23 protein-coding genes and 1 riboswitch are annotated in these 25839 nt (G+C 71.5%); of the genes, 11 read left to right on the forward strand and 12 right to left on the reverse strand.

Annotated features, from left to right (window positions below; genetic code table 11):
- The first annotated feature begins 26 nt into the window (after window positions 1–26).
- Window positions 27–1424, forward strand: a complete 1398-nt coding sequence (locus ACSHXN_RS33600; protein WP_438304789.1) for a DNA polymerase IV — start codon at window positions 27–29, stop codon at window positions 1422–1424.
- Between the two features lie 96 nt (window positions 1425–1520).
- Here ACSHXN_RS33600 and ACSHXN_RS33605 read toward each other — a convergent pair whose 3' ends face one another.
- Window positions 1521–1889 carry a PRC-barrel domain-containing protein gene (locus ACSHXN_RS33605; RefSeq protein ID WP_355132976.1) on the reverse strand — a complete coding sequence of 123 codons (369 nt, stop codon included), beginning with the start codon at window positions 1887–1889 and terminating at the stop codon, window positions 1521–1523.
- Window positions 1890–2003: 114 nt separating this feature from the next.
- Window positions 2004–2099: riboswitch (glycine riboswitch) on the forward strand.
- A gap of 177 nt (window positions 2100–2276) precedes the next feature.
- On the opposite strand from ACSHXN_RS33605, the gene gcvP reads away from it, so the two are divergent.
- Complete coding sequence (gene gcvP, locus ACSHXN_RS33610; protein WP_438304791.1) at window positions 2277–5162, forward strand: aminomethyl-transferring glycine dehydrogenase; 2886 nt, start codon at window positions 2277–2279, stop codon at window positions 5160–5162.
- A gap of 94 nt (window positions 5163–5256) precedes the next feature.
- On the opposite strand, the gene ACSHXN_RS33615 is transcribed toward gcvP, so the two are convergent.
- Both ACSHXN_RS33615 and ACSHXN_RS33620 read right to left on the reverse strand, forming a co-directional pair.
- Complete coding sequence (locus tag ACSHXN_RS33615) at window positions 5257–5460, reverse strand: DUF5999 family protein (protein WP_059126858.1); 204 nt, start codon at window positions 5458–5460, stop codon at window positions 5257–5259.
- A 401-nt stretch (window positions 5461–5861) separates the two neighbouring features.
- Window positions 5862–6452: a hypothetical protein gene (locus tag ACSHXN_RS33620; RefSeq protein WP_355132972.1), complete on the reverse strand. Its 591-nt coding sequence runs from the start codon at window positions 6450–6452 to the stop codon at window positions 5862–5864.
- A 541-nt stretch (window positions 6453–6993) separates the two neighbouring features.
- Here ACSHXN_RS33620 and ACSHXN_RS33625 point away from each other — a divergent pair.
- Both ACSHXN_RS33625 and ACSHXN_RS33630 read left to right on the forward strand, forming a co-directional pair.
- Window positions 6994–8511, forward strand: coding sequence for a glutamate-cysteine ligase family protein (locus tag ACSHXN_RS33625; protein ID WP_355132970.1), 1518 nt, complete (start codon window positions 6994–6996; stop codon window positions 8509–8511).
- A gap of 402 nt (window positions 8512–8913) precedes the next feature.
- Window positions 8914–9714 (forward strand): CPBP family intramembrane glutamic endopeptidase, encoded by an 801-nt coding sequence (locus ACSHXN_RS33630; RefSeq protein WP_355133013.1) that lies wholly within the window; start codon window positions 8914–8916, stop codon window positions 9712–9714.
- 77 nt (window positions 9715–9791) lie between these two features.
- Here ACSHXN_RS33630 and ACSHXN_RS33635 read toward each other — a convergent pair whose 3' ends face one another.
- Window positions 9792–10601, reverse strand: coding sequence for a PhzF family phenazine biosynthesis protein (locus tag ACSHXN_RS33635; protein WP_355132968.1), 810 nt, complete (start codon window positions 10599–10601; stop codon window positions 9792–9794).
- Between the two features lie 176 nt (window positions 10602–10777).
- Window positions 10778–12259 (reverse strand): aldehyde dehydrogenase family protein, encoded by a 1482-nt coding sequence (locus tag ACSHXN_RS33640; RefSeq protein WP_356295477.1) that lies wholly within the window; start codon window positions 12257–12259, stop codon window positions 10778–10780.
- A gap of 555 nt (window positions 12260–12814) precedes the next feature.
- On the opposite strand from ACSHXN_RS33640, the gene ACSHXN_RS33645 reads away from it, so the two are divergent.
- Window positions 12815–13462 (forward strand): PadR family transcriptional regulator, encoded by a 648-nt coding sequence (locus ACSHXN_RS33645; protein ID WP_355802724.1) that lies wholly within the window; start codon window positions 12815–12817, stop codon window positions 13460–13462.
- Window positions 13463–13537: 75 nt separating this feature from the next.
- Here the strand turns inward: ACSHXN_RS33645 and ACSHXN_RS33650 are convergent, their stop codons facing one another.
- Window positions 13538–13966, reverse strand: coding sequence for a type II toxin-antitoxin system Rv0910 family toxin (locus ACSHXN_RS33650; protein WP_355132962.1), 429 nt, complete (start codon window positions 13964–13966; stop codon window positions 13538–13540).
- A gap of 241 nt (window positions 13967–14207) precedes the next feature.
- On the opposite strand from ACSHXN_RS33650, the gene ACSHXN_RS33655 reads away from it, so the two are divergent.
- The 3 genes from ACSHXN_RS33655 (at window position 14208) to ACSHXN_RS33665 (ending at window position 17053) form a co-directional block, all read left to right on the forward strand.
- Window positions 14208–14837 carry a Clp protease N-terminal domain-containing protein gene (locus ACSHXN_RS33655; RefSeq protein WP_438304796.1) on the forward strand — a complete coding sequence of 210 codons (630 nt, stop codon included), beginning with the start codon at window positions 14208–14210 and terminating at the stop codon, window positions 14835–14837.
- A gap of 78 nt (window positions 14838–14915) precedes the next feature.
- Window positions 14916–15923, forward strand: a complete 1008-nt coding sequence (locus ACSHXN_RS33660; RefSeq protein ID WP_355132958.1) for an EamA family transporter — start codon at window positions 14916–14918, stop codon at window positions 15921–15923.
- Between the two features lie 179 nt (window positions 15924–16102).
- A complete protein-coding gene (locus tag ACSHXN_RS33665) occupies window positions 16103–17053 on the forward strand; it encodes a DMT family transporter (protein WP_355132956.1) in 951 nt (316 codons plus the stop codon).
- 41 nt (window positions 17054–17094) lie between these two features.
- Here the strand turns inward: ACSHXN_RS33665 and ACSHXN_RS33670 are convergent, their stop codons facing one another.
- The gene (locus ACSHXN_RS33670; RefSeq protein ID WP_355132954.1) at window positions 17095–17727 is read right to left on the reverse strand and encodes an FMN-binding negative transcriptional regulator; all 633 of its coding nucleotides are present in this window, start codon (window positions 17725–17727) and stop codon (window positions 17095–17097) included.
- Entirely contained in the window at window positions 17727–18413 is a 687-nt protein-coding gene (locus ACSHXN_RS33675) for a pyridoxamine 5'-phosphate oxidase family protein (RefSeq protein ID WP_356111102.1), read from the reverse strand. Before ACSHXN_RS33675 ends, ACSHXN_RS33670 begins: the two co-directional genes overlap by 1 nt.
- A 36-nt stretch (window positions 18414–18449) precedes the next feature.
- On the opposite strand from ACSHXN_RS33675, the gene ACSHXN_RS33680 reads away from it, so the two are divergent.
- A complete protein-coding gene (locus ACSHXN_RS33680; RefSeq protein WP_438304799.1) occupies window positions 18450–19781 on the forward strand; it encodes an aminotransferase class I/II-fold pyridoxal phosphate-dependent enzyme in 1332 nt (443 codons plus the stop codon).
- 39 nt (window positions 19782–19820) lie between these two features.
- On the opposite strand, the gene ACSHXN_RS33685 is transcribed toward ACSHXN_RS33680, so the two are convergent.
- Entirely contained in the window at window positions 19821–20807 is a 987-nt protein-coding gene (locus tag ACSHXN_RS33685; protein ID WP_361249871.1) for a DMT family transporter, read from the reverse strand.
- Window positions 20808–20880: 73 nt separating this feature from the next.
- Between ACSHXN_RS33685 and ACSHXN_RS33690 the strand changes: the two genes are divergently transcribed.
- Entirely contained in the window at window positions 20881–21789 is a 909-nt protein-coding gene (locus ACSHXN_RS33690) for a LysR family transcriptional regulator (protein WP_355132946.1), read from the forward strand.
- A 42-nt stretch (window positions 21790–21831) separates the two neighbouring features.
- On the opposite strand, the gene ACSHXN_RS33695 is transcribed toward ACSHXN_RS33690, so the two are convergent.
- Entirely contained in the window at window positions 21832–22299 is a 468-nt protein-coding gene (locus ACSHXN_RS33695; protein ID WP_356111108.1) for a pyridoxamine 5'-phosphate oxidase family protein, read from the reverse strand.
- 162 nt (window positions 22300–22461) lie between these two features.
- Here ACSHXN_RS33695 and ACSHXN_RS33700 point away from each other — a divergent pair, with 162 nt between their 5' ends.
- The gene (locus ACSHXN_RS33700; protein WP_355132942.1) at window positions 22462–23130 is read left to right on the forward strand and encodes a cysteine hydrolase; all 669 of its coding nucleotides are present in this window, start codon (window positions 22462–22464) and stop codon (window positions 23128–23130) included.
- Here the strand turns inward: ACSHXN_RS33700 and ACSHXN_RS33705 are convergent.
- Both ACSHXN_RS33705 and ACSHXN_RS33710 read right to left on the reverse strand, forming a co-directional pair.
- Window positions 23123–23611, reverse strand: coding sequence for a Rieske (2Fe-2S) protein (locus ACSHXN_RS33705; RefSeq protein ID WP_355132940.1), 489 nt, complete (start codon window positions 23609–23611; stop codon window positions 23123–23125). The two genes, ACSHXN_RS33700 and ACSHXN_RS33705, sit on opposite strands and share 8 nt — an antisense overlap.
- Before the next feature lie 399 nt (window positions 23612–24010).
- Window positions 24011–25822 carry a pectate lyase gene (locus ACSHXN_RS33710; RefSeq protein ID WP_438304803.1) on the reverse strand — a complete coding sequence of 604 codons (1812 nt, stop codon included), beginning with the start codon at window positions 25820–25822 and terminating at the stop codon, window positions 24011–24013.
- Between the last annotated feature and the right edge of the window lie 17 nt (window positions 25823–25839).

Below are 25839 nucleotides of genomic sequence, written 5' to 3' on the forward strand. Positions count from 1 at the left end.
CAGTGGCGTAGGGCAGCATCGGAGATGTGAGAACCGCGCCCACGATCCTGCATCTCGACATGGATGCCTTCTACGCCTCGGCGGAGCAGGCGTCCAAGCCGAGCCTGCGCGACAAGGCCGTGATCGTGGGTGGGCTCGGTCCTCGCGGAGTGGTGGCCACGGCTTCGTACGAGGCGCGGGTCTTCGGAGTGCACTCGGCGATGCCGATGGCGCAGGCCCGCCGCCTCGCGCCGCACGCCGCGTATCTGGTGCCGCGATTCGGCTTCTACCGGGAGATCAGCGAGCAGGTGATGGCGCTGCTGAGGGGGCTGTCTCCGCTCGTGGAGCCGTTGAGCCTGGACGAGGCGTTCGTGGATCTGGAGGCCGGTGGAGCCGCCTGGGACGAGGAGTCGGCCCGCCGCACGGGGGTGAAGCTGCGCGCGGACATCCGTGACAGCACAGGCCTGACGGGCTCGGTGGGGCTCGCCGCCTCGAAGATGCTCGCGAAGATCGGCTCCGAGGAGGCCAAGCCGGACGGCCTGGTGCTGATCCGTCCGGGTACCGAGCGCGCGATGCTCGGCCCGATGCCGGTGCGCACGCTGCCGGGCGTCGGTCCCGCCACCGGCGACCATCTGCGCCGCGCCGGGATCACCACGGTCGACGAGATCGCCGAGGCGGGCGAGGACGAACTCGTGCGGCTGCTGGGCAAGGCCCACGGGCACGCCCTGTACGCCATGGCTCTCGCTCGGGACGAGCGGCCGGTGGTGGCCGAGCGGGAGGCCAAGTCGGTGTCGGTCGAGGACACCTACGACGTGGACATCCACGACCGGGTCCGCGTCGGGCTTGAGGTGCAGCGGCTCGCGGACCGCTGTGTCCGCAGGCTGCGGGAGGCCGGCCTGTCGGGTCGCACCATCGTGCTCAAGGTCCGCAGGTACGACTTCTCGACGCTGACCCGGTCCGAGACCCTGCGCGGGCCCACGGACGACCCCGCGGTGGTGCGGGAGGCCGCCGGGCGGCTGCTGGAGTCCGTGGACACGACCGGCGGGGTGCGGCTGCTCGGCGTCGGGGTCAGCGGCCTCGCCGACTACACCCAGGAGGACCTCTTCGCCCAGGCCCACCTGGCCGCGGGGGACGCACGCGCCGAGGAGCACCCGGAAGAGGGGGAGACGGCCGAGACGCCCGAGGAGGAGCCGGCTCCGCCCCCGGAGCACATCTGGCGCGCGGGCCAGGACGTACGGCACGCCGAGTACGGGCACGGGTGGGTGCAGGGCAGTGGTCTCGGCCGGGTCACGGTGCGGTTCGAGACACCGCACTCCGAGCCGGGCCGGGTGCGCACGTTCCGCACCGACGACACCCGTCTCGAGTCGGCGGATCCGCTGCCGCTGGTGCCGCGAAGACCCGAGCCCACGGAGCCGCGGGCGGTGACATCGGCGGCCGGGGACTGACCACGGGAGGGGCCGGCGCCGGCACGGCCCCGATCGGGACGGCCACGCTTCAGGGCCGGGCGGGTCATTGAGGGGTACCGGGCCTTTGAAGGAACCTCAGGTCTCGTCCGACCCCGCCAGATGCCCGAAATCGCGGTCCGGCGGTGGGGGAGACGTCACATCGAGCCCGTAGTGGTGGTAGAGCTGCAGTTCCTGCTCGGGGGAGAGATGGCGTCCGACGCCGAAGTCGGGAGCGTCCTTGATCAGAGAGCGCTCGAAGGGGATCCACAGCGCACCCTCCACGAGTTCGCTGGGTTCCAGGGGGACGAACGCGTCCCTGCTGAACAGGCCCGTACGTATGGCCGCCCACTCGGGCGCACCGGTCGCGTCGTCGAGATACACCTCGTCGATCGTGCCGATCTTGTTCCCGTTGCGATCGAACGCCTTGCGGCCGATCAGACTCCGCGGATCGATATCGGTCTTCACGGTCCCTCCAGCAGGTCGCAACGCATCCGTAAGCACTACGAAAGAGCACATTCTGGAAGGCGGCCACTCGAAGGTGCCTGTGTTGTCGCCGCTGGTAGTCTGGCTAGCGGCTGCTGACCCCGTGCGGGAGAGTCCTCCGGAGTGAACCGGAGGCGCCGAAGGAGCAAACCCTCCCCGGAATCTCTCAGGCACACGTACCGCATGGACGAGGTCACTCTGGAAAGCAGGGCGGGTGTCGACGGCTTCCGCTCTCACCGACGGTGAAAGCCGGAACGCCTTCGGGCGGACCGGTGAAGCTCTCAGGTTGAAATGACAGAGGGGGAGGCCGTCGGGGTACCCGTGCCGTGGTGCCCCTCGAAGGTCGCGTCAGACCAGGAGGCCTCCGCAATGACCGCCCACCGCATTCCCCTCACCGAGCTCGAACGAGGGACGCCCTTCGAGCAGCGCCACATCGGTCCCGACCTCGAGTCCCGCGCGAAGATGCTCGCGCAGGTCGGCTACGGCTCGCTCGACGAGCTCACGTCCGCAGCGGTCCCGGATGTGATCAAGAACACGGACGCCCTTAACCTTCCGGGTGCGCGCACCGAGCGCGAGGTGCTGGCCGAGCTGCGCTCGCTCGCCGATCGCAACCAGGTCCTCGACTCCATGATCGGCCTCGGCTACTACGGGACCTTCACGCCGCCGGTGATCCTGCGGAACGTGATGGAGAACCCGGCCTGGTACACGGCGTACACGCCCTACCAGCCGGAGATCTCCCAGGGCCGCCTCGAGGCCCTGCTGAACTTCCAGACCATGGTGGCCGACCTCACCGGTCTGCCGACCTCCGGCGCCTCCCTCCTCGACGAGGGCACGGCCGCCGCCGAGGCGATGGCGCTGTCCCGCCGCATGGGCCGGAACAAGAAGGGCCTCTTCCTGATCGACGCGGACGCCCTTCCGCAGACGATCGCCGTGATCCGGACCCGTGCCGAGCCGACCGGCGTGGAGGTCGTCGTCGCCGACCTCGGCGAGGGCATCCCGGCCGAGATGGCGGAGCGGGAGATCAACGGCGTACTGATCCAGTACCCGGGCGCCTCCGGTGCCGTACGCGACATCAGGCCGGTCATCGAGCAGGCGCACGAGCTGGGCGCGGTCGTCACCGTCGCGGCCGATCTGCTGGCGCTGACCCTGCTCACCTCGCCCGGTGAGCTGGGCGCGGACATCGCCGTGGGCACCACCCAGCGCTTCGGTGTGCCGATGGGCTTCGGCGGACCGCACGCCGGATACATGGCGGTGCGCGAGAAGTTCGCCCGCAGCCTGCCCGGCCGGCTCGTGGGCGTCTCCGTGGACGCCGACGGCCACAAGGCCTACCGGCTCGCCCTGCAGACCCGTGAGCAGCACATCCGCCGTGAGAAGGCGACGAGCAACATCTGCACCGCCCAGGTGCTGCTGGCCGTGATGGCCGGTATGTACGCCGTCTACCACGGGCCGGAGGGTCTGCGGACCATCGCACGGCGCACCCACCGGTACGCGGCGATCCTCGCGGCGGGTCTCACCGCCGGCGGGGTGGAGGTCGTCCACGGCGCCTACTTCGACACCCTGACCGTGCGGGTGCCCGGCCGCGCCGACGCGGTCGTCGCCACCGCACGCGAGCGCGGGGTCAACGTGCGCCTCGTCGACGCCGACCATGTGTCGATCGCCTGCGACGAGACGACCGGACGGGCCCAGCTGGCCGCCGTGTGGACCGCGTGCGGGGTCGAGGGCGACATCGAGGCGCTGGACGCGAGCACCGAGGACGCGCTTTCCGAGGGCCTGCTGCGCAGCGACGACTACCTCACCCACCCGGTCTTCCACCAGCACCGCTCCGAGACCGCGATGCTGCGCTATCTGCGCCGGCTGGCGGACCGGGACTACGCCCTCGACCGGGGCATGATCCCGCTGGGCTCCTGCACCATGAAGCTCAACGCGACCACCGAGATGGAGCCGGTCACCTGGCCCGAGTTCGGTCAGCTCCACCCGTTCGCGCCCGCCGAGCAGGCGCAGGGCTACCTCACGCTCATCCGCGAGCTGGAGGAGCAGCTCGCCGAGGTCACGGGCTACGACAAGGTCTCCCTGCAGCCCAACGCCGGTTCGCAGGGCGAGCTGGCCGGTCTGCTCGCCGTGCGCGGCTACCACCGGGCCAACGGCGACCACCAGCGCACCGTCTGTCTCATCCCGTCCTCCGCGCACGGCACCAACGCCGCCAGCGCCGTGATGGCCGGCATGAAGGTGGTCGTGGTGAAGACGGCCGAGGACGGCGAGGTCGACATAGAGGACCTGCGGGCCAAGATCGAGCAGTACCGCGACGAACTGTCCGTACTGATGATCACGTACCCGTCCACGCACGGTGTGTTCGAGGAGCACGTCGCCGACATCTGCGTGGCCGTCCACGAGGCCGGCGGCCAGGTGTACGTCGACGGCGCCAACCTCAACGCCCTGGTGGGCCTGGCCAAGCCGGGCCACTTCGGCGGCGACGTCTCGCACCTGAACCTGCACAAGACGTTCTGCATCCCGCACGGCGGCGGCGGTCCGGGCGTCGGCCCGGTCGGTGTGCGCGCGCACCTGGCGCCGCACCTGCCGAACCACCCGCTGCAGCCCGCGGCCGGTCCGGAGACGGGCGTCGGCCCGATCTCGGCCGCTCCGTGGGGATCGGCGGGCATCCTGCCGATCTCGTGGGCGTACGTGCGCCTCATGGGCGGCGAGGGCCTCAAGAACGCCACGCAGGTGGCCGTGCTGTCCGCCAACTACATCGCCAAGCGCCTCGAGCCGCACTACCCGGTGCTCTACACCGGTCCCGGCGGCCTGGTCGCCCACGAGTGCATCATCGACCTGCGCCCGCTGACCAAGGCGACGGGAGTGAGCGTCGACGACGTCGCCAAGCGGCTGATCGACTACGGCTTCCACGCGCCGACGATGTCGTTCCCGGTGGCCGGCACGCTGATGATCGAGCCGACCGAGTCCGAGGACCTCACCGAGATCGACCGGTTCTGCGACGCGATGATCGCCATTCGTGCCGAGATCGAGAAGGTCGGTTCGGGCGAGTGGCCCGCCGAGGACAACCCGCTGCGGAACGCCCCGCACACCGCCGCCGCACTCGGCGGCACGTGGGAGCACCCGTACGCACTCGAGGAGGCAGTCTTCCCGGCCGGGGTCTCGGCCGCGGACAAGTACTGGCCGCCGGTGCGCCGCATCGACCAGGCCTTCGGTGACCGGAACCTGGTCTGCTCCTGCCCGCCGCTGGACGCCTACGCGGAGTAATCGGTCTTCGACATGCGTCGGGGCCGGTTCGGAGCGTGTGTCTCCGGGCCGGCCCCCTTGTCTGCCGGGGCAGCGGCTGCCCCTTGTGCGCCGCTCAGGCGGCGGTCATCACCTCGGTGCCCATCGGGCGGTGCGGGGCGATGATCTGACCGTCGGGCAGAAGCTCACCGGTGTCCTCGAAGAGCAGAACGCCGTTGCAGAGCAGGCTCCATCCCTGCTCCGGGTGGTGCGCCACGAGGCGGGCGGATTCCCGGTCGGCGGATTCGGCTGTCGGGCACGGTGGCTGGTGCTGGCACATGGTGGATGGGATCTTTCGCTCTGTCGTGATGTCCGAGATGGCTGTCGTGTCTGTCCTGCGGCTCTTCCGGTCGTTCATGGCCGCCCCCCGTCGCTGATGCTTCGGTCTGGAACCCAGTGTTGCCCCACGGGCGTCGATCCGCAGGGATTTCGCAGCACCGCTCCTCACAGGTTCATGACGCATCACCCCGGCGGACGGTTCATCCCGAATCGGCGGTCACTTCGGGTGGTTCGCAATGGCCTCAAGGGGCTAGTCCGTCTGGTCCTACCAGCGCTTTGTCCCTCGTACGAGCGCGCTGGGGCACGAACGAGCGAAACCGTTCCGCCGTCCTCGGCGACCCGGGCACGACACACCGCGCCCCGCGGCCGTTTCCGGCGGCGGGGCGCGGTGCGGAGCGGAGGCTACGCCGGGGCCGGCGAGCCGAGCAGCGGAGCGCGGGTGATGCGGTGCGTGAGCACCGGCAGGAGGTCGGCGACCGTGTGCGGGAGATGGGCGGCGATGCCGGGGGGTGCGGGCGCGAGCGGCACGAGAAGGTCGGTCGCTGCGGGAGAGCCGGTCGCCCCGTCGGCGGCGCAGTCCTCGTGCAGCCAGAGCGTGAGCATGTACAGCTCCGGCACGGACAGCAGTCGTGCCTGGTAGGGCTGTGCCAGGGCCTCCGCCTGGCGCAGGGCGCGCTCGGTGGAGGTGACGTACGGGCCCTCGAAGAAGTGCGAGAACGCCCAGCCGTCCGGAGTCAGCATGGTCTCGGCGGCGGCCACGGCGCGATCGCCGCAGCGGATGAGGAAGCGCCATCCGGCCAGTCGGGTGACGGGGGCGCCCACCGGGGTGATCCGGTCCAGCACATGGACCGGCAGCGGGAGTTCGGGTGTCACGGGCCCCTGTGCGCTGCGCAGGGACGGGGTCGGGGCCTCGCGGACCGCGGTGGGGGAACCGAGTGCCGTGAGGACGGAGCGGAGGGCGGGCGCGGGAGCCGGGGGGACATGCAGCAGCATTGGGTCGCCTCTCATTCGGCAGGCACGGTGACGCGAAGGCGTGGGTGGGGCGGGCGGACAGCGCTGTCAGCTCTCGGGGTCGGAGGGGCGGGGGAATTGTGCCCGGACGAATGGCGGCGCTTTGACGCCAGGGTTCTGGGCCGCCAGTGCCAACTCTCTACCCCGTGCGGAAAGTTTATACGACTCGTGTTCATGCAGTGTTTCGTCTAGTCGTTCCGCAAACGACCGGCAAGGAGATATCCGGTCAATGAAAAGCGGGATTCATCCCGCTGTCCGACGGGTGCCGAGGCTTCGACCTCGGAATACTCGTCCGTAGCGGACGGCCGGTTCTCGTCGGCGTTTTTCACCACATGCCGTTGCGGTGAAACTGCGTTTCGCCCCATGCCCGGTGAATGTGCCGCGAGCCACCGGCTCCCAGGCTAGCGTGCGACAGTGCCGCTCGGAGACGTTATCGATCGCGTTGCCGGGGCATCATCCACCGAGACCCGATGGACAGCAGCGGCCGAATCGTCGGCCCACCCGTCTCAGGAGGGACGCTTCGATGGGAGAGAAGGTCGTGGCGGGGTCGTTCGACCTGTCCGATCGGCAGCGCCACCGCGGCAAGCTCAAGGAGTGTCTCGCGGGGCTGGCGCGACTGCTGGAGGAGAAGCGGTTCGATCGACCCAAGAACCTGATGGGCCTGGAGATCGAACTGAATCTCATCGGATCCGACGGCATGCCGAGAATGTTGAATGCCCAGGTCCTCGAAAGGATTGCGAGCCGCGATTTCCAAACAGAACTCGCCATGTTCAACCTGGAAGTCAACATAGCTCCACACCGACTGGGCGCCAGTGTATTCGATCGGCTCGCGGAGGAGCTGCGCACTTCTCTCGCATATGCCGACCGCAAGGCGCACGAGGTCGATGCGGGAATCGTGATGATCGGTATTCTCCCCACGCTCGACCGTGACGACCTGGTCTCGTCCAATCTTTCCGCGGTCGACCGTTACACCCTGCTCAACGACCAGATCGTGGCCGCGCGCGGCGAGGACTTCACGCTCGACATCGAAGGGGTCGAGCGGCTGGAGTGCACCTCGGGATCGATCGCACCCGAAGCCGCCTGCACGTCGGTCCAGCTGCATCTGCAGGTCACCCCGGGGCGGTTCGCGGACGTCTGGAACGCCGCCCAGGCCGTCGCGGCGGTCCAGGTGGCGCTGGGCGCCAACTCGCCGTTCCTGTTCGGGCGTGAGCTGTGGCGCGAGTCCCGGCCGCCGTTGTTCCAGCAGTCCACCGACACCCGGCCGCCGGAACTGCAGGCGCAGGGAGTGCGACCGCGTACGTGGTTCGGGGAGCGCTGGATCACGTCGGCGTACGAGCTGTTCGAGGAGAACCTGCGCTATTTCCCGGCGCTCCTGCCGATCTGCGACGACGAGGACCCGCTGCGCGTCCTCGACCGGGGCGGTACGCCCACGCTTGCCGAACTCGTCCTGCACAACGGCACCGTGTACCGCTGGAACCGGCCCGTGTACGGCATCGCCGACGGAGTTCCGCATCTGCGGGTCGAGAACCGGGTGCTGCCCGCCGGACCCACCGTCATCGACGTCATCGCCAACGCGGCCTTCTACTACGGCGTGGTCCGCGCCCTGGCGGAGGAGCCGCGACCGGTGTGGACGCGGCTGCCGTTCGAGGCCGCGGCCGCCAACTTCGACGCGGCATGCCGGTACGGCATCGAGGCGCGCCTTCAGTGGCCCCGGCGCGGGCGCCACGGCGGGATCACCGAGGTGGACGCCGTGGACCTCGTACGCGACGAGTTGCTGCCGCTCGCCCGGGCAGGGCTCGATGCCTGGGGCGTCGAGCCCGCCGACCGGGACCTCTACCTCGGGGTGATCGAGCAACGGTGCCGGCTGCGGGCCAACGGCGCGAGCTGGCAGGCCGCGACCTTCCACCGGGCCCTCGAACAGGGACTTGACCGGCAGGCCGCACTGGCCGCGACGACCAGGCGGTACCGCGCGCTGATGCATGCCGGCGAGCCGGTGCACACATGGCCCGTCGGGTCGCCGGAACCGGTGCCGCTGGGGTGAGCGAACCATCGGAGGACCCGGGCGGGCCCGCCTCGACCGGCGTCCCGACGGCAGCCGTGCGGATCCGTGGTGAGGCGTCGCCGGGGTGTCCCGGGCCGCCGACGGGGTGACCGTCCGCGATATCGGCCGTGCCCGCTGCCCCGCCACCGGTGTGCCGGGGCAGCGGTCTCGTATGCGCGGACCACACGGAGCGGCCCACGGGCACGGTGCGGCATCCCACGACGCGGGCCCCCGCTGAGACCGGGCCCCGCCGCGTCCGTACGACAGAGCGAAGGAGGGCGGACGCCGTGTTCGGCGTCAGCCCGCGCTCGACGCCCCCTCGTGCATGATCCTCACAGCTACCTGCGAGACCCTTGCCGGGTGAAGATGGGGCGAGGCGGGATCGCTCGACGGGAGGCGGGAGTGCAGGTGGAGGCAGGGGCAGTGGCCGATACTTCAACGGTGGAGCGGCCGACGCGACGGATTCTCCGCGACGAGACGCTGCTGGTCCTCGGGCTCTCGCTGGGCGCGAGCGGGGTCTCGGCGCTGATCAGCTTTGTGGGATCGGTCACCAAACCGGGCGGTCTCAAGGAGCAGGCGGCCACTCTCAACGCCTCGGCGGCGCCGGGACGCCCATGGCTCGACCTGGCCTGGCAGCTGTTCGGGATCGCGACCGCGCTGGTGCCGGTCGTGCTCGTCGCCCACTTCCTGATGCGTGAGGGCACCTCGCTGCGCACACTCGGCTTCGACCGGACCCGTCCCTGGCCCGACCTGGGGCGAGGGGCGGCGATCGCGGCGGTGATCGGCTCCACGGGCATCGCGTTCTATCTGGCGGCCCGCGGCTTCGGCGCCAACCTCACGGTGGTGCCGGAGGCGCTGCCGGACGTCTGGTGGAAGTACCCCGTGCTGGTGCTGTCGGCGGTGCAGAACGCGGTCCTGGAGGAGGTCATCGTCGTCGGCTACCTGCTGCGCCGGCTCGGGCAGTTGGGCTGGACGCCCGGCACGGCGCTGGTGGCCAGCTCGGTGCTGCGCGGCTCGTACCACCTGTACCAGGGGATCGGCGGGTTCTTCGGCAACATGGTGATGGGTGTGGTCTTCGTCTTCCTGTACCGCCGCTGGGGCCGGGTCGGCCCGCTGGTCGTGGCCCACTCGCTGCTCGACATCGGCGCGTTCGTGGGATACGCGCTGCTGGCCGGCAAGGTGGGGTGGTTGCCGACGGCCTAGTGGGCCGCGGCTTCCGCAAGGGGCGCGGGCAGGGGTGCACAGGGCCGCCGTGACCGCCCCGCACCCCTGTCCTGCCGTCACACGAGCAGCTCGCCCTCGATGACGGTGACCGCGCGGCCGGTGAGCAGGGTCCGGTCGCCGCGAAGTTCGGTGCGGACGCGGCCGGAGCGCGGTGACGCCTGCAGGCCGGTGAGGCCGGGGCGGCCGAGGCGCTCGGACCAGTAGGGCGCCAGGGCGGTGTGCGCGCTGCCCGTCACCGGGTCCTCGTCGATGCCGACGTCGGGGAAGAAGCAGCGCGAGACGAAGTCGTACCCCCGGCCGGGATCCTCGGCGACGGCGGTGGCGATGATTCCGCGCGCCGAGCGTCCGCGCAGCGCCCTGTGGTCGGGGGCGAGATCCAGGACCGTCTTCTCGTCGGCGAGTTCGACGAGCAGGTCGCCGACGTTCGGACCGGTGTCGAAGGCGGTGAGGGGCTCCGCGCCGAGGGCCTCGGCGATGCCCTCCGGGATGTCGGCCCGGGTCAGCGGCGCCGTGGGGAAGTCCAGGGTGACGGAGCCGTCCTCGTGCGGCGTGGTGATCAGCACGCCGCTGCGGGTGGCGAAGCGTACGGGGCCCTCGTGGGTGCCCGTGGTGCGCAGCACATGGGCGGTGGCCAGGGTGGCGTGGCCGCACAGGGCGACCTCGGTGGCGGGCGTGAACCAGCGCAGGGCCCAGTCGGCCTCGCCGCCCTCGGGCAGGCGGTGGGCGAACGCTGTCTCCGCGTGGTTGACCTCGCGGGCCACGTTCTGGAGCCATGCGTCGTCCGGGAAGGAGTCGAGGAGCAGGACCCCGGCCGGGTTTCCGGCGAACGGGCGGTCGGTGAAGGCGTCGACGATACGAATCCGCATGCCCCGACGCTAGGTGCCCGGCGGCGGCGGGTGCCAAGGCCAATCCGGGGTGCCTGGCCCGTCTTCGCGTCGTCGGCCGTGCGACCGGATGCGGACGCCGGTTGCCGCAGGCCGACCGCCCGGAATCCCGCGCGGGCGCCGACCGGGTGTCGTGTGTCCGCCCGGTGGCGGTGAGGTCACTCGGCGACGGGGCGGCGCGGCGGCTGGGGGCCCTCGATGGTGATCCACTGGAGTTCGGTGAACTCCTGCAGGCCGGCACGCCCGCCGGACTTGCCGTAGCCGCTGTTCCTGGCGCCGCCGAAGGGCATCGGGGGCTCGGCGTCGAGGGTGGTGCCGTTGATGTGGCACATGCCGGCGTTGATGCGCTGGGCGAGGTCGATGGCGAGAGGGATGTTACGGGTGAAGACGGCCGAGGCCAGTCCGTAGTCGTTGTCGTTGGCCACGCGCAGGGCTTCCTCGGGTCCGTCGACGGTGATGACGGTGACCAGGGGGCCGAAGGACTCCTCGCGGTAGATGCGCATGTCCGGGGTGACGCCGGTCAACACGGTGGGCGCGAAGCACGGGCCGTCGGGCGTTCCGCCGGCCAGGAGCCGTGCGCCGGCCGCGACGGCCTCCCGTACCAGATCCGACAGCCGCGAGATGGTGTCCGATCCGACGACAGGACCGAGCACGGCGTGCGGGTCGAGCGGGTCACCGAAAGGGACCGTGGTGGCGAGGAGGGCCAGACGCCGGTTGAATTCGTCGGCAACGGCTCGCTCGACGATGATGCGTTCGGTCGAAAGGCAGCCCTGGCCGGAGTGGGTGAACGCGCCGAAGGCCGACGCGCTGACGGCCTGATCCAGGTCGGCGTCGGCGAGAACCAGCACAGGTGCCTTGCCGCCGAGTTCGAGGATCGCCTTTTTCAGGTGCGCAGCGGTTCTCTCGGCGATGATCCGGCCCACCAGGGTGGAACCGGTGAAGTGCACCCGCCGCACGGCCGGGTGGGCGATCAGCGCCTCCACCACTTCGGGGGCGTTCTCGGGCGCGTTGGTGACCAGGTTGTAGACCCCGGCGGGCAGTCCGGCCTCGGTGAGGCACTCGGCGATCAGGCCGTGGGTCCGTGGGGTCTGCTCCGAGGCCTTCATCACCACGGTGTTGCCGACGGCCAGTGCGTTGGGCACGGAGTTGCCGACGAGCAGCGCGGGGGCGTTCCACGGGATGACGCAGGCGACCACGCCGACCGGCTTTCGGATCGCGACGGAGGTGCGGCCCGGGGTTTCCGAGGGGATGACCTCCCCGGTGAGGGCCTCGTGGACCGCGCTCGCCGCATGGCGGAACCTCTCGGCGAGAACCGAGGCGTTGTGCCGGCCCCAGCCGGCAGGGCCGCCCGTCTCGGTGGTGATCGTCGCGGACATCTCGTCCGCTCGTGCCTCGAGTCTCTCGCCCACCGTCCACAGGACACGCCTGCGCTCGTTGGCCGCCAGAGCCGCCCAGGTGGGGAAGGCGCGCTCGGCCGCTTCGACGGCGCGGACGACGTCCGCGGGGAGGGCTGCGGCGGCCCGGGAGGCGACCTCGCCGGTGAACGGGTCGTGTGCCGCGTAGGTGTGTGCGTCGGCGGCCTGTTGCCAGGTGCCGTCGATCAGCAGTCGCTGGACAGTGTTTTCGCTGCCGAGGGTCACGGTCGTTCTCCTGCCGTGAGGACGTCGTGCCTCGCGCGGACCCGGACGCCTGACGCGGCGGTGCGGAGTCGGGTCGAGGGGCGACGACGCCCGGGCGGGCGTCCTGGATGCGGAGCCACGCGGTGACGCGGCGAGCCGTGATGACGCGCGGCACCCAGGTCGGCGCCGTACGCGTCCGTGATGTGTCGACGTTCCGCGGGGGCTCGCGCCGCGGTGGCGACGGGGCCGGTTGTCGTCCTCGGGGCTGGAACGGTGGTCCGGCTCCACAAGCCCCCGGTCGGCATCACTGAATGCGCTCTTGTCCGCTCTTGTTCTCGAACATCGGCAAAATCAGTGATACGTCGCGATCGTATCGCTGTTTCACAGCTGCGGACAAGTTTTCCGCTCCCGTGCGGAGCCCCATGTGCGCCGACTGCCGCGCTGGTGGGGGTGGGTGGCGGCAGGTCGGCGCGCACCCGGGCCTCTCGTGCGACGCGGAAGGGGGTTGTCAGTAAGTCTTCTCCGATATATCGTTGACGCATCGCGACAGATCAACGATGGAATGGAGTGATGGTGATGCGATCCCGTGGACAGGACTTCGGATTCGAACGGCACGGGCACCACGGAGGCCCCGGTCAGCACGCTCGGGGCGGCTTCGACGGCCGGCGTGGAGCTTTCGGCCCCTTCGGGCCGGGTGGGCCCGGCGGCCCGGGTTTCGGTGGCCCTGGATTCTTCGGTCCGGGTGGCCCCTGGGGTGGGCGTGGCAAGGGCGGACCGAGGGGGAGGGCACGGCGCGGCGACGTACGGGCGTCGATCCTGGCTCTCCTGAAGGACCGCCCCATGCACGGCTACGAGATGATCCAGGAGATCGGCGAGCGCAGCGGCGGGGCGTGGAAGCCCAGCCCGGGCTCGGTCTACCCGACCCTGCAGCTCCTGGAGGACGAGGGGCTGATCGCCAGTGAGACGGAGGGCGGCAAGAAGCTGTTCTCGCTGACCGAGCCGGGCCGCGCCGCGGCCGACGAGGGGCCCGAGGCCCCCTGGGAAGAGGCCTCTCGCGGCATCGACTGGGATGCGCTGCAGGAGATCCGCCAGGCCGGCTTCGGTCTGATGGAGGCATTCAGCCAGGTCTGGAAGACCGGCAACAAGGACCAGCGCGACAAGGCCCTGTCGGTCATCAACGACGCCCGCAAGAAGCTGTACCTGATCCTCGCGGACGAGGACTGATGACGGTCCCCGATCCGATACGGCGCCCCGCGGCGACACGGCCGCGGGGCGTCCGCTCGTCCGGACGCGCCACGGTCAGGACACCAGCGCGCCCAGCCTGCGGAGCGACTCGTCGAGGGCGGCGGTCGCCGAGTCCTTCAGCTTGCCCGCCATGAGGGAGACGGCCGCGCCGGTGAACTCGCCGTCGATGCGGACCGAGGTCGCCTCTCCGTCCGGTGTCAGGGTGTAGCGGGTGGCGACGTTCACGGCCATCGGGCCCTTGCCGCGGATGGCCAGCACGCGCCCGGGCTGCAACTCGTCGATGGTCCAGGTGACCTCCGCGGGGAAGCCCATGAGCTTCATGTTCTCCTCGAAGGTTCCGCCCACCTCCAGGACCTCGGGGCCGCCCTTCGGGAAGCTCGTGTGGGTCGCGTTCCACTCCCCGTACGCGGGCCAGTCGGTGAGCTGGGCCCACACCTTGTCGGCCGGCGCGTCGATGCGTGCCTCCGCGCTGACTTCGGCCATGCGACCACCCCTTCGTGTCGGGTGCTGCGCCGGGCGCAGCTACGGTGTCGCGGAACGTAGCGGCAGGGCCCGGAACATTCAAGACTGATGAACCGTCAGACAGGTCGGAGGGCTGTGGTCGAGGAGAGCCGTGCAGCGGTGGCGACCCCGGGAGCACGGCGGCGCGACGTCATCCGCAAGGAGGAGGACCCGGCCACCCGTGCCCACCCTGTGTCGGACGCACAAATGCTGCCCACCGGGGATGTCCGGAGGCGACGGGGCTGATGAGGTGGTAGGCGTGTCACTGCCTCAGTCCCAGCACCCGGCCGCGGAGCGCGGCGCACACCACCCGGATCACGACCCCCGGCTCGACGCCGAACTGGCCGCGGTGGTGACGGGAGCACGCAGAAGGGCGCTGCGGGACGGCGACCGGCAGGTGGACACCGCCCATCTGCTGCACACGCTGCTGGAGTCCGATCCCGAGGTGCGCGACGTCTTCGACGGTCCGCACGTGGCGCGGCTGCTCGGCTATCTCGTCCAGCGTGCCATCGGCTACGGCCTGCGCTGGCAGGGTTCCGTCGAGGATTCGGGGGCCGTACCGCTCCTGACCGAATCGGACGGCTGGTCACCCGCGGCGGCGGCTGCCCTGGACGCCGCGCACGGACGCGCGATCCGGCTCGGCCGGCCGTTCGCGCGGGGCGTCGACCTGCTCGCGGCCGTCGTCGCCGACCCCACGTCCAGGGCCGTGGAGGTCCTCGGCCGTGCGGGCGTCGACGCGGCGGCGATGGCGGCGCGGCTGGAGGAGGCCGCGGTGCAGGAGCGTGCGGCCCGGTGCGCGGCGGACGGCGACGGCGGCCGCCGGGCCGGAACCGGGTTCGACGGCCCCCGGTGAGCGTGCGCGGGCGGACCGGGTCCAATCTCTGAGACAGGTGCGTTCAAGGGTGACGCTCATGTCGCCGCCTGTCATCATGTGCCGGTGCATACGTCTCAGGGGACTCAGGGCGGCCGCGGCAGGGGAGTCGGGCTCGGACTCGCCGTCGTGTCGGCGATCGCCTTCGGTGGATCGGGTGTCGCGGCCAAACCACTGATCGAGGCGGGGCTCGACCCGCTCCACGTGGTGTGGCTACGGGTCACGGGCGCCGCGCTCGTGATGCTGCCCCTCGCCCTGCGCCATCGCGCCCTGGTGCGTACGCGTCCCGCGCTGCTCGCCGGGTTCGGTCTGCTGGCCGTGGCCGGTGTCCAGGCCTGCTACTTCGCCGCGCTCTCCCGCATACCCGTCGGTGTCGCCCTGCTCATCGAGTACCTCGCGCCCGCCCTCGTCCTCGGCTGGGTGCGCTTCGTGCAGCGGCGGCCGGTGACGCGTGCCGCGGCCGTCGGCGTGGTTCTCGCGGTCGGCGGACTCGCCTGCGTCGTGGAGGTGTGGTCGGGTCTCGGCTTCGACCTTCTCGGGCTGCTCCTCGCCCTGGGCGCCGCCTGCTGCCAGGTCGGCTACTTCGTCCTGTCCGACCCGGGCGCCGAGGGCGGTGAGGAGGCTCCCGACCCGCTCGGAGTGATCGCATACGGCCTGATCGTCGGGGCCGCCCTGCTCACCGTCGTCGCCCGTCCCTGGAGCATGCGCTGGTCCGTCCTGACGGGTACGGCGGACATGAACGGCACCTCGGTGCCTGCCGTGCTGCTGCTGGCATGGATCGTCCTGATCGCCACGGTCCTCGCGTACGTCACCGGGGTGGTGTCCGTGCGCCGGCTCTCGCCCCAGGTGGCCGGGGTGGTCGCCTGCCTCGAAGCGGTCATCGCGACCGTGCTCGCCTGGGTGCTGCTCGGCGAGCACCTCTCGGCACCGCAGATCATCGGCGGCGTGGTCGTCCTGGTCGGAGCGTTCACGGCCCAGTCGTCCGCGCCCGTGAAGGCATCGGCCGAGCCTGTGACGGGCGCAGGCGGCGCCGAAAGGGAGTTGTCGGCGCGCGGAACGGCCGCATAGGGTGCCGGTCATGCATTCCGACGCACTCGTTCTTCCGCCTCCGGCCGCCTGAGGCGGGCTCTCCGGAATCGTGCCCGGCGGATCGCCCGGGCGGAACGGTGCTGCCCGCAGAAGAAGTCCACGGACCCCGACGCTCCGGGGTCCCTTCCCGAACTTCTGCACCTCTGCGGAGAGAACTCGTGTCGCATCCTGCCTCCGGCCTGCCCGTCGGGCGAGGCCTTGTGTATCTGATCGTCGCCGGTGCCGCCTGGGGCACCGCGGGCGCTGCCGCCTCACTGGTCTACCGGACCAGTGACATGGGGCCGGTCGCCCTCTCCTTCTGGCGCTGTGCCACCGGGCTCGTCCTGCTGGCCGCCGTCCGCCTCGTACGCCCGCGCACCCGTGCGGCCGCGTCCGAACCGCTGCGCCGCAAGGCGCTGCGGGCCGGTGCCACCGGGGCCGGGCTCGCCGTCTTCCAGACCGCCTACTTCGGGGCCGTCTCGGCCACCGGTCTCGCCGTGGCGACCGTCGTCACCCTCGGCGCCGGTCCGGTGCTCATCGCCCTCGGCGCCCGGCTCACCATGGGGGAGCGGCTCGGCCGCGGCGGGACGACCGCCGTCGCCGGGGCGCTCGCCGGGCTCGGGGTGCTGGTGCTGGGCGGCGGGGGTACGACCGTCCGACCGTGGGGCGTGCTGCTCGCGCTCGTGTCGGCGGCCGGGTACTCCGCCATGACGCTGCTGACCCGCTGGTGGGGCCGGGACGGCGGGGTCGACGTCTTCGGCACGACCGTCTCGGCGTTCGCGGTCACCAGCCTGTGCCTGCTGCCGTTCGCCCTGATCGAGGGTCTGGTGCCGCACACCGGGCAACCGGGCGCCCTCGTCTGCCTGGTGGGGTACATCGCCGCGGTGCCCACGGCACTCGCCTACGCCCTGTATTTCGCCGGCGCGTCCGTCGTACGGTCCGCGACCGTGTCCGTGATCATGCTTCTCGAGCCGGTCAGTGCGGCGGTCCTCGCCGTCGTCCTCCTGGGTGAACGGCTCACGGCGGCCACCCTCGTCGGCACCGCGCTGATGCTCGGCTCGGTGGCGGGGCTCGCGACGGCGGAGGCACGTCGGGCACGGGCGCCGGGGGAGGAGCCCGTCCTCGTATGACGGGAGGGTGCGGGGTCCGGCACCGGACCCCGCACCCCGACTCACCCTTCGCGCCTGCGCAGCAGATGCTCGCGCGCGACCCGGTCGCGTGGACCGTTGCGCGTCGCCAGCCCGTCCGCGATGCGGTCCTGGATCTCTTCGGGCTTCCGCCCGGCGTACTTGAACTTGGCCCGCACACCCGTCACTTCGAGCCGCAGGCCGCGGATGCCGGGCAGCATGCGACCGTAGGGCGCCGCACCCGCCGCCGCCCGGGCGGACCCGCCGTCCGGCTGGAAATGGCGCGTCTGGCGGTTCAGCAGTTCGGCCTTCTCGGCGGGATCGTCCACGACATGTGCGGTGCACCGCAGTTGGACCGCGGCGTAGAAGCTGGTGGGCACACCGTGCTCGGACGGGCCGTCCGGCGGGGCCTGCCAGGGACCGGGCACGAACACATAGTCGTCGACCACGCTCAGCAGCACCTCCGGGTCCGCCTCCAGGGCGGCCCACAGCGGGTTCGGACGGGCCAGATGGCCCACCACCTCACCGCGGTCCGGGTCGTAGACGAAATGCAGCGGCTGGACGTACGGCGGTTCGCCGGGCGGGCCGTTCACGGCGAGCTGGCCGAAGTCGCGGCCGACGAGCCAGCGCTGCCACTCGCCGTCGTCCTGCGGAGCGTCCCACGGATGGATCAGCATCACAGCACCGCCAGATAGTCCGGAAGGGCGGTGCCGGGTGCCAGGCCCGCGTCGGGAACCGGGGCGCCGTACTCGGTGCGCACCGGGACCACGCCGGCCCAGTGGGGGAGCGCGAGGTCCTCGGGCTCGTCGCTGATGCCGCCGGTGCGCACCTTGGCGGAGACCTCGTCCAGATCAAGGCGGATCACTGCGGTGGCGGCAAGCTCCTTCTTGTTGGCGGGCCGTGAGTCCCCCGAGCGGCCGGGCACGACGTGGTCCACGATCACATCCAGGGCGACCCGCTTCTCCTCGGAGTCGTCGACCTGGCGGGCGATGCCGTGCACCACCACGGACCGGTAGTTGATCGAGTGGTGGAACGCCGAGCGCGCCAGGACCAGCCCGTCGACGTGCGTCACCGTCAGGCACACGGCGAGCCCCGGGTCGGCCCCGCCCGTCATCCGCAGGGGCCGCGAGCCGGTCGAGCCGTGGACGTAGAGGCGTTCGCCGAGGCGGCCGTACAGCGTGGGCAGGACGACCGGCGCACCCTCGCGCACGAAGCCGAGGTGGCACACATAGCCCTCGTCGAGTATCGCGTGCACCAGCTCCGTGTCGTACGACGCCCGGTCCGCGGAGCGCGTGGGGACGGTGCGATCCGTGGGTGCATAGGCGGTGGCGCGCGACGACGCCGGATCGTGGGTCCCGTGCATTTGCGCTCCCTGTTGCACTAGTGCAAAATCTACTTTGTGCTAGGAGGATATCCGATCCAGGGGCGGCGTGCAGCCGAGATCGCGGCCAGCGTCGAGCGTGCGGTGGGTGCGGGGGAGTTGGAGCCGGGCCGGCTCCTGCCGCCGCTGCGCGAGGTGGCCGTCGAGCTGGGTGTGAACCCCAACACCGTCGCGGCCGCGTACCGCATCCTGCGCGAGCGGGGGGTCATCGAGACCGCCGGGCGCCGGGGGAGCCGGGTGCGGTCCGCCCCCGCCACGACGGGGCGGGACCACATTCGTGTGGATGTGCCCGCGGGCGTGCGCGACGTCTCCAGCGGCAATCCCGATCCGGTGCTGCTGCCGCCGCTGGCGCCGGCCTTCGCTGCGGCCGCGGCCCGGGGCGACCGGGAGCCGGTCCTCTACGGCGACGTCGCCGTGGATCCGGAACTCGCCCGCATCGCCCGGGCGGACCTGGACGCCGACGGGGTGCCGGACGGCCCGCCGGTCGTCGTCTCGGGATCGCTCGACGCCGTCGAGCGCGTGCTCACCGCTCATCTCAAGCCCGGGGACACCGTCGCCGTCGAGGACCCCGGTTGGGGCAGGACCCTCGACCTCGTCCCGGCGCTGGGGCTGCGCACGGTTCCGGTCGGCGTCGACGACGATGGGCCGCTCCCCGACGATGTGCGCAGTGTCCTGGAGGCCGGCGCGCGTGCCGTCATCGTCACGGACCGGGCGCAGAACCCGACCGGCGCCGCGGTGAGCGCGCGGCGGGCCCGTGCCCTGAGGTCCGTGCTGCGGGAGCATCCGCGGACCCTGCTCATCGAGGACGACCACGGTCATGGGATCGTCGACGTCCCCCTTCACCCGCTCGCCGGAGTCACCCGGCACTGGGCGTTCGTGCGCTCGGTCGCCAAGGCGTACGGGCCCGATCTCCGCCTGGCCGTGCTCACCGGGGACGGCGTCACCGTCGACCGGGTCCGGGGAAGGCAGCGGCTGGGGCCGGGCTGGGTCAGCCTGCTGCTGCAACGGGCGGTCGCGCGGCTGTGGGCCGACGGTGCGGTGGACCCGCGGGCCGTGGCGGCGGCGTACGGAGGACGGCGTGACGCGCTGATCGACGCGCTGGCGCGGCGCGGTGTCGCGGCCCACGGGCGCAGCGGGATGAATGTGTGGGTTCCCGTGCCGGACGAGACGGGTGCGGTCGCCCGACTGCTGCACGCGGGCTGGGCCGTCGCCCCGGGTGCGCGCTTCCGGATGAGCGCGGCGCCCGGTATCAGGATCACCGTCTCGACGCTGACCGCGGAGGAGACCGGGCACCTTGCGGACGCCGTGGCCGCCGCCCTCGGGCCCGCCCCCGTCCGAAGCTACGTGTAGTCGGGGGCGGTGCCGCAGTCCTTCCCGCGGCCGGGCGACTTACGGCGTCGTCCGCTCCGTCGCACCCGGCGGCTGTGCCCGGTCCCGCACGGTGGACTTCGACCGGGCCTGGGTCAGTGCCGCACCCGCCAGCACGACGACCGCCCCGACCGGGGTCGACCAGGTCAGCGACTCGTCGAGGATCGCGACCCCTGCCGCGGCCGCGATGACGGGGATGAAGTACGTGACCATCTGCGCCGTCGTCGGGCCGACCTCGGCGACCAGGCCGTACTGGATGAGCACCGCGAGACCGGTGCCCAGCGCGCCGAGCGCCGCGACCGCGAGCAGCGGCACGACCGGCAGGCGGCTCGGAAGGGTGGTGAACAGCGGGGTGACCAGGGCGAGTTGGACGGTCGCCAGCAACAACTGCGCCCCGGTCAAGGACAGGTGGGAGTGGCCGGTGCCCGCCAGGGTGCGGCGGACGTAGATCCAGCCGACCGGGTAGCTGAGCGAGGCCAGCAGGGCCATCACCGTGCCTGTCACGTCCAGCCCCTGGAATCCCTGCCAGGCGCCGAGCACCGTCAGCACGCCGAGGAAGCCGAGGCCGAGGCCCGCGACCCGGCGCCGGGTGGGCCGGTCCTCGGAGAGCGCCACCAGCGAGAGGACCATGCCCCACAGGGGCGAGGTCGCGTTGCAGATGCCCGCGAGCGTCGACGGGATCGTCAGCTCCGCGTAGGCGAACAGCGAGAACGGCAGCGCGTTCAGGAGGAACGCCGCCACGGTGAGGTGGCCCCAGGTGCGGGCGCCGCGTGGCAGTCGCTCGCGTTTGACGGCCATCGCCGCCGCGAGCACCGCCGTGCCGAACAGCAGTCGGCCGAACGTCACCTGGAAGGGGGCGTACCCCTGCGTGCCGACCTTGATGAACAGGAAGCTGAAGCCCCAGATCAGGGAGAGGACGGCGAAACGGATCCGCCAGTCGAGGGCCGCCCGGCGACCCGGGGGGACGGTGGTCGCGGTGTCGGCGGGTCGGGTCGCGGCGATGCTCATGACGTCACCTTGGCGCATGCCACCTCGTAGCACAATCGAGAATTCGCTGGAGGAATCTCGTAGCATTGCTTATATGTTGAACCTCGAGCGCCTGCGCACCCTCGACGCCCTCGCCCGGCACGGATCGGTCAGCGGCGCGGCCGAAGGGCTGCACGTGACGACCTCGGCCGTCTCCCAGCAGCTCGCCAAGCTCGAGCGGGAGGTGGGACAGCAGCTCCTGGCGAAGAACGGGCGAGGGGTAAGGCTCACGGACGCGGGCCGGCTGCTCGCCGATCACGCGGCGCGCATCCTCTCCCAGGTCGAACTCGCCCAGTCCGATCTGGAGGCGCAGCGCGGTCAGGTGGCCGGCGAACTGCGGGTGTCGGCCTTTCCGACCGCCGCGCGCGGGCTGTTCCCGGCCGCGCTGGCCACGCTGCGGGCCGGCCATCCGGCACTGCGGCTGCGCTCGTGCGAGCTCGAGCCGGAGGCCGGGGTGGCCGGCGTGGTCCGGGGTGATCTCGACCTCGCGGTCGTCCTCGACTGGTACAACAAGCCGATGCCGGTCCCCGACGGACTGGTGAAGGCGGCGATCCTCGACGATCCGGCCGACGTGGCGATGCCCGTGGGCCATCGGCTCGCGGACCGGACCGAGGTGGATCTCGAGGATTTCGCCGACGACGAGTGGATCACCTGGGGCGAGGGGGAGTTCTGCCACGAGTGGCTGATGTTCACCCTGCGCTCCAAGGGCGTAGAACCGCGCATCGGACACCGTGCCGGCGAGACGCACACACAGCTCGGGCTGGTCGCCGCCGGGCTCGGTGTGTGCATCGCGCCGCTGCTCGGGCGCGATCCGATGCCGGCCGGGGTCGTCACCGTGCCGGTGCGGCAGCGGGTGCGGCGGCACGTCTACGTGGTGTGGCGGGCCGACGCCGACCGCCGCCCCTCGATCCGCGCGGCGGTGCAGGCGCTGCGGACCGCGGCGCAGGCCGTGTCGGCGGGGTGAGCGGCCCGGGAAGGCCCGGCCACCGAGGACCCCACCGGACCGCTACACGGGACCCAGCTTGCGGAAGTCCCAGGAGACGATCTTCTGCGGCGTCAGCCGGATCCACGCGTGGCGGCCGTCGTACGGCATGTCCTCGATGCCGAAGTTCTTTCGTGCGAACAGGGTCTCCGGCACATCGAGCTCGGCACACAGGTCCCCGGTACGCGGGACCTCGCCCACGAACTCCGCGACGCCGGACAGCTCCGCGCCCCTGAGCTGCCCGTACTCCTCACCCGTGTCGACCACGACGGCGATCCGCGGGTCGCGGCGCAGTTCGGCCCAGCGCTTGCTGCGCACCACGGAGTACAGCCACAGCGAGGTGCCGTCCCAGGCGAACCACAGGGCGCTCACATGCGGGGTGCCGTCGGCCGACACGGTCGCCACCCGGCAGGTGCGCTGGGCGGTGAGGAAGTCGTCCAGCTCACCGCGCGTCATCATGATCTTCCGGCCCCGGCGCTGCGTGTCGGTCATGCGCTCTCCCTCTTCTTCTCCCACGTCGTGCCAGAGGCGTCATCTGACATCACGTCAGAAAAGAATGGGACGTACTCCGCCCACCCGCAATGGTGCTTCTTCCGTCCGCACGCGGCGATCGCTACGCTCGCCGCCCGACCGCCGACGACAAGGGGAGCCACGGTGCCGTACCGACAGCTCAGCCAGGTCCTCGATCCCCGGACCACCGTGCTGCTCACCGTGGAGTGCCAGCAGGGTGTCGTGGGCCCGGACAGCGCACTGCCCGAACTCGCCGAGCAGGCGCGCTCCTCCGGCGCGCTCGTCAACGTGGCCCGGCTGGTCGCCGCCGCGCACGAAGGCGGGGTGCAGGTGATCCACGCGATCGCCGAGCGGCGCCCGGACGGCCGGGGAGCGAATCACAACGCCCGCCTCTTCCACGCGGCCGGGCGACTTCCGGTCCAGCAGCTCTCCGGCACCACGGCCGTGCGGGTCGCGGCGCCCATCGAGGTGCGGGAGGAGGACTTCGTCGTCCACCGGCTGCACGGCCTGTCGCCCATCGAGGGCACCGAGGTCGACTCCCTGCTGCGCAACCTGGGTTGCCGCACCCTGGTCGTCACCGGTGTGTCGGCCAATGTGGCGATCCCGAACGCCGTCTTCGACGCCGTCAACCGCGGCTACACGGCCGTCGTGCCCGCGGACGCCATCGCGGGGGTGCCCTCCGACTACACCCCCGCGATGGTCCGCAACACACTCGCGTTGGTCGCCACGGTCGCGACCACGGACGAGGTACTGGCCTGTCTCAGTCCGCGGCGGTGTGCGTCGCGGGCCGGAGAGGACCGCGGCGTCACGTGAGCTTGATCTCGTCCCCGGACACGGAGATGTTCGCGGCGGCCAGCGGCTGGGTCGCGGGCCCCTTCTGCACACTTCCGTCGGTCGCCGAGAAGTGGCTGCCGTGACACGGGCAGACGATCACGCCGTTCGAGATGTCGTTCACCGCGCAGCCCTGGTGGGTGCACTTGGAGGAGAACGCCTTGAACGTGCCTGCCGCCGGCTGTGTCACCACCACTCCCTGGTCGGCGAACACCTTGCCGCCGCCCTCGGGGATGTCGGCGGTCTTCGCGAGGACGGTGCCGTCGGTGCCGGCCGCGGCGTTCTCGCCCCCGCCCGAGGTGCCGCTGCTCGCGGTGCTGTCACTCTGCGACGTACTCGGGGCCGAGCTGTCGCCGGAGTCACCGCACGCGGTCAGCGCCGCGGCGAGCCCCGTCACACCGACCGCCGCCATGACGGTCCGGCGGGCGGGTGCCGAGCCGGGCTGAAGCGCTTCGCTGGTCATGCTGACGTTCCCTTCCACGGATGTTTCGTACCTCTGGACGGAGGTACGGCCTTCGAACAATGACCGTTCAGCCACCGTCCAGATCTTGACCGCTTCGAGATCAGGCGGGCGTGAGGCACGGCTGCGGTACCGCTGTCAGAGGGACGGCGAGCCCACGTCCGGGGGTGGTTCGTGACCGCGCGCGGCGCGGGTCTCCGAGGGTTCAGGACCGGCTCGGGCCGTGAGACCACCGCCCGGGCGGGGCCTCCGGATCGAGGGGAGCGCGGGCACCTGGCCTGTCGCGACCGGCGGGTACGCCCCCGCGACGTCTCCGCACGGAAACGTCCACCCCGCTCGTGCGCGGGGTGGACGGACCGTAGGGGTGTGCTTCCTTCTTCGTGTCGCGGTGGCGCGACCGGCTCAGCCCGCGGGCCGCGTCACATAGCCGATCAGCTTGGCCATGTTGGCGACGTAGGCCGCCGAGCTGATGCCCAGCGGGGCCTCCCGCGGCTCGTACGGGGGCTCCGCGGGCGGATCCTGCGGGTTGTACGGCGAGGTGTCGCGGAGATCGCCGACGTTCCTGCTCATGTACGCCTTTCCGTCGTACGGCCTGGGGGTGCCCGGCCCTTCGTAGGGGTTGGTCACCGCGTCCAGCGGCGTGAGCCAGTGGCCGCGGTCGCCGAGTCCGGCGACCAGGGCGGTCGCCTCGGCGTCCGACACCACCGGCATCGGAAACGGTGCGTCACGCAGCAGGTCGGAGAGCTGGATGTCCCGCAGGGAGAAGTACCGGGGCAGGGGGATCGGTGCGCCGCCGGAAAGGGGTGACCGGGCGCGCATCGCGGCCACCTCGGCCGGTGACATGGACGCCAGCTGCTCGTATCCGGCACGCAGTCCCGCGAGGTCGATGGAGCGGCCCCCGGAGTAGTGGCTCAGCGTGTCGTGGTGGTCGTGGTCGTGGTAGTAGGCGCCGTTGCGGATGTTGGAGCCGAAGCGGTGCACGAAGCGTGCACGGTTGCTGCCCAGTTCGACGAAGGTCGGGTGGGTGCGCCCGGCCAGCAGCGGGTTCTCGTCGATCTGGCGCTGCGTCAGCCGGCAGCTTTCCAGCCAGTCAAGTGCTTCCGGGACCCGGCCGAGGTATCTGCGGTCGCCGGTCAGCCGGAAGTAGTGGAACAGCTGCTGGACGTTGGTCTGGGTGGTGTGCGTCGTGAGCGCGCGGGGTTCGTAGGAGCGGGCGCCGGCGGGTGCTCCCGCGGGCCTGCCGTGCTTGGCCCGGGACAGATGCTGAAGTCCCCAGCCGGCCTGCGGACCGGGCTGCTGCATCCGGCGCAGACACTCCATCGCCCGGCGGGCGGGACCGGTCAGATCGTGCCGGCCCAGCGCGGAGACGCACATCAGCAGGAACTTGATGTTCTCGCCGAGCACATCGTCGTTGAAGGTGACGTGCTGGGTGTACTCGCCGTCCTCCATCCCGTGGGTCACGTCGCCGGGGAGCCACGGGGGCCGCCGCTCGGGCCACGGCATCCTGCTGACCGAGCCGTGGTGAGCGGGATGGCGCTGCGGCCAGCCGCCGTCGGCCGCACCCCCGCCGAACTGGGCGGCCAGCACGAAGTCGATCGCACGGTCCAGGGCGCGCTCGAACCGCCGATCGCCGCGCTCCACGTACAGCCGCAGGATCAGCTGGGCGGCGGCGGAGGTGCCCGCGTCGTCGAAGGTGGCGTTTCCGTAGTAGTGCTGGAACTCCTCCAGGCGCCAGCCGTTCGCGCCGATGGTCGAGTACCAGTCCCTGAGGGACTTCTCGCCGGCGAAGTCATGGATGTAGTTCCAGCCGCCGACCGGCAGTTGGGCGTCCACGAGGGCGAGACCGGTGCGCTCCGCGGCCCGGTAGAACACCTCCTCACCGGTGGCGTGGTAGGCGTCGAGCATGCTGTGCCCGACGGACGGGGTGCCGGGCGGCTGGACCCAGCACATGGTGCGCTTGGCCTCCATCTCGCCCCATGTCACCGACAGGTCCGGCAGATAGTTCCAGACGTAACCGCCCCGGTAGGAGACGGTGCCGTCCATGTACGTGGCGGCTCTGCTCATCGCGCGGATCGTCTCGGTCCGCTGATCGTTACCGGTCGGGGCCGTGCCGGCGGTCGATGCCGAGGCCGTTCCCGGGTGGGTCACGGCGGGCAGGGCGATCAACGGGGTGACGGCGAGTCTGCTGAACGTGCGGCGGCTCAGGTTCTCCACGAAGTGCCTTCCTCACG

Origin of the sequence: Streptomyces sp. HUAS TT11 (assembly GCF_051553595.1) — a bacterium.
Classification (GTDB): Bacteria; Actinomycetota; Actinomycetes; order Streptomycetales; family Streptomycetaceae; genus Streptomyces.

Excerpts from the sequence above, each read along its gene's own strand:
- ACSHXN_RS33645 (WP_355802724.1), top strand. The coding sequence starts at position 12,815 with ATGCGATCCCGTGGACAGGACTTCGGATTCGAACGGCACGGGCACCAC.
- ACSHXN_RS33620 (WP_355132972.1), bottom strand. The coding sequence starts at position 6,452 with ATGCTGCTGCATGTCCCCCCGGCTCCCGCGCCCGCCCTCCGCTCCGTC.
- ACSHXN_RS33650 (WP_355132962.1), bottom strand. The coding sequence starts at position 13,966 with ATGGCCGAAGTCAGCGCGGAGGCACGCATCGACGCGCCGGCCGACAAG.
- ACSHXN_RS33615 (WP_059126858.1), bottom strand. The coding sequence starts at position 5,460 with ATGTGCCAGCACCAGCCACCGTGCCCGACAGCCGAATCCGCCGACCGG.
- ACSHXN_RS33635 (WP_355132968.1), bottom strand. The coding sequence starts at position 10,601 with ATGCGGATTCGTATCGTCGACGCCTTCACCGACCGCCCGTTCGCCGGA.
- ACSHXN_RS33695 (WP_356111108.1), bottom strand. The coding sequence starts at position 22,299 with ATGACCGACACGCAGCGCCGGGGCCGGAAGATCATGATGACGCGCGGT.
- gcvP (WP_438304791.1), top strand. The coding sequence starts at position 2,277 with ATGACCGCCCACCGCATTCCCCTCACCGAGCTCGAACGAGGGACGCCC.
- ACSHXN_RS33625 (WP_355132970.1), top strand. The coding sequence starts at position 6,994 with ATGGGAGAGAAGGTCGTGGCGGGGTCGTTCGACCTGTCCGATCGGCAG.
- ACSHXN_RS33690 (WP_355132946.1), top strand. The coding sequence starts at position 20,881 with ATGTTGAACCTCGAGCGCCTGCGCACCCTCGACGCCCTCGCCCGGCAC.
- ACSHXN_RS33705 (WP_355132940.1), bottom strand. The coding sequence starts at position 23,611 with ATGACCAGCGAAGCGCTTCAGCCCGGCTCGGCACCCGCCCGCCGGACC.
- ACSHXN_RS33685 (WP_361249871.1), bottom strand. The coding sequence starts at position 20,807 with ATGAGCATCGCCGCGACCCGACCCGCCGACACCGCGACCACCGTCCCC.
- ACSHXN_RS33670 (WP_355132954.1), bottom strand. The coding sequence starts at position 17,727 with ATGCTGATCCATCCGTGGGACGCTCCGCAGGACGACGGCGAGTGGCAG.
- ACSHXN_RS33655 (WP_438304796.1), top strand. The coding sequence starts at position 14,208 with ATGTCCGGAGGCGACGGGGCTGATGAGGTGGTAGGCGTGTCACTGCCT.
- ACSHXN_RS33675 (WP_356111102.1), bottom strand. The coding sequence starts at position 18,413 with ATGCACGGGACCCACGATCCGGCGTCGTCGCGCGCCACCGCCTATGCA.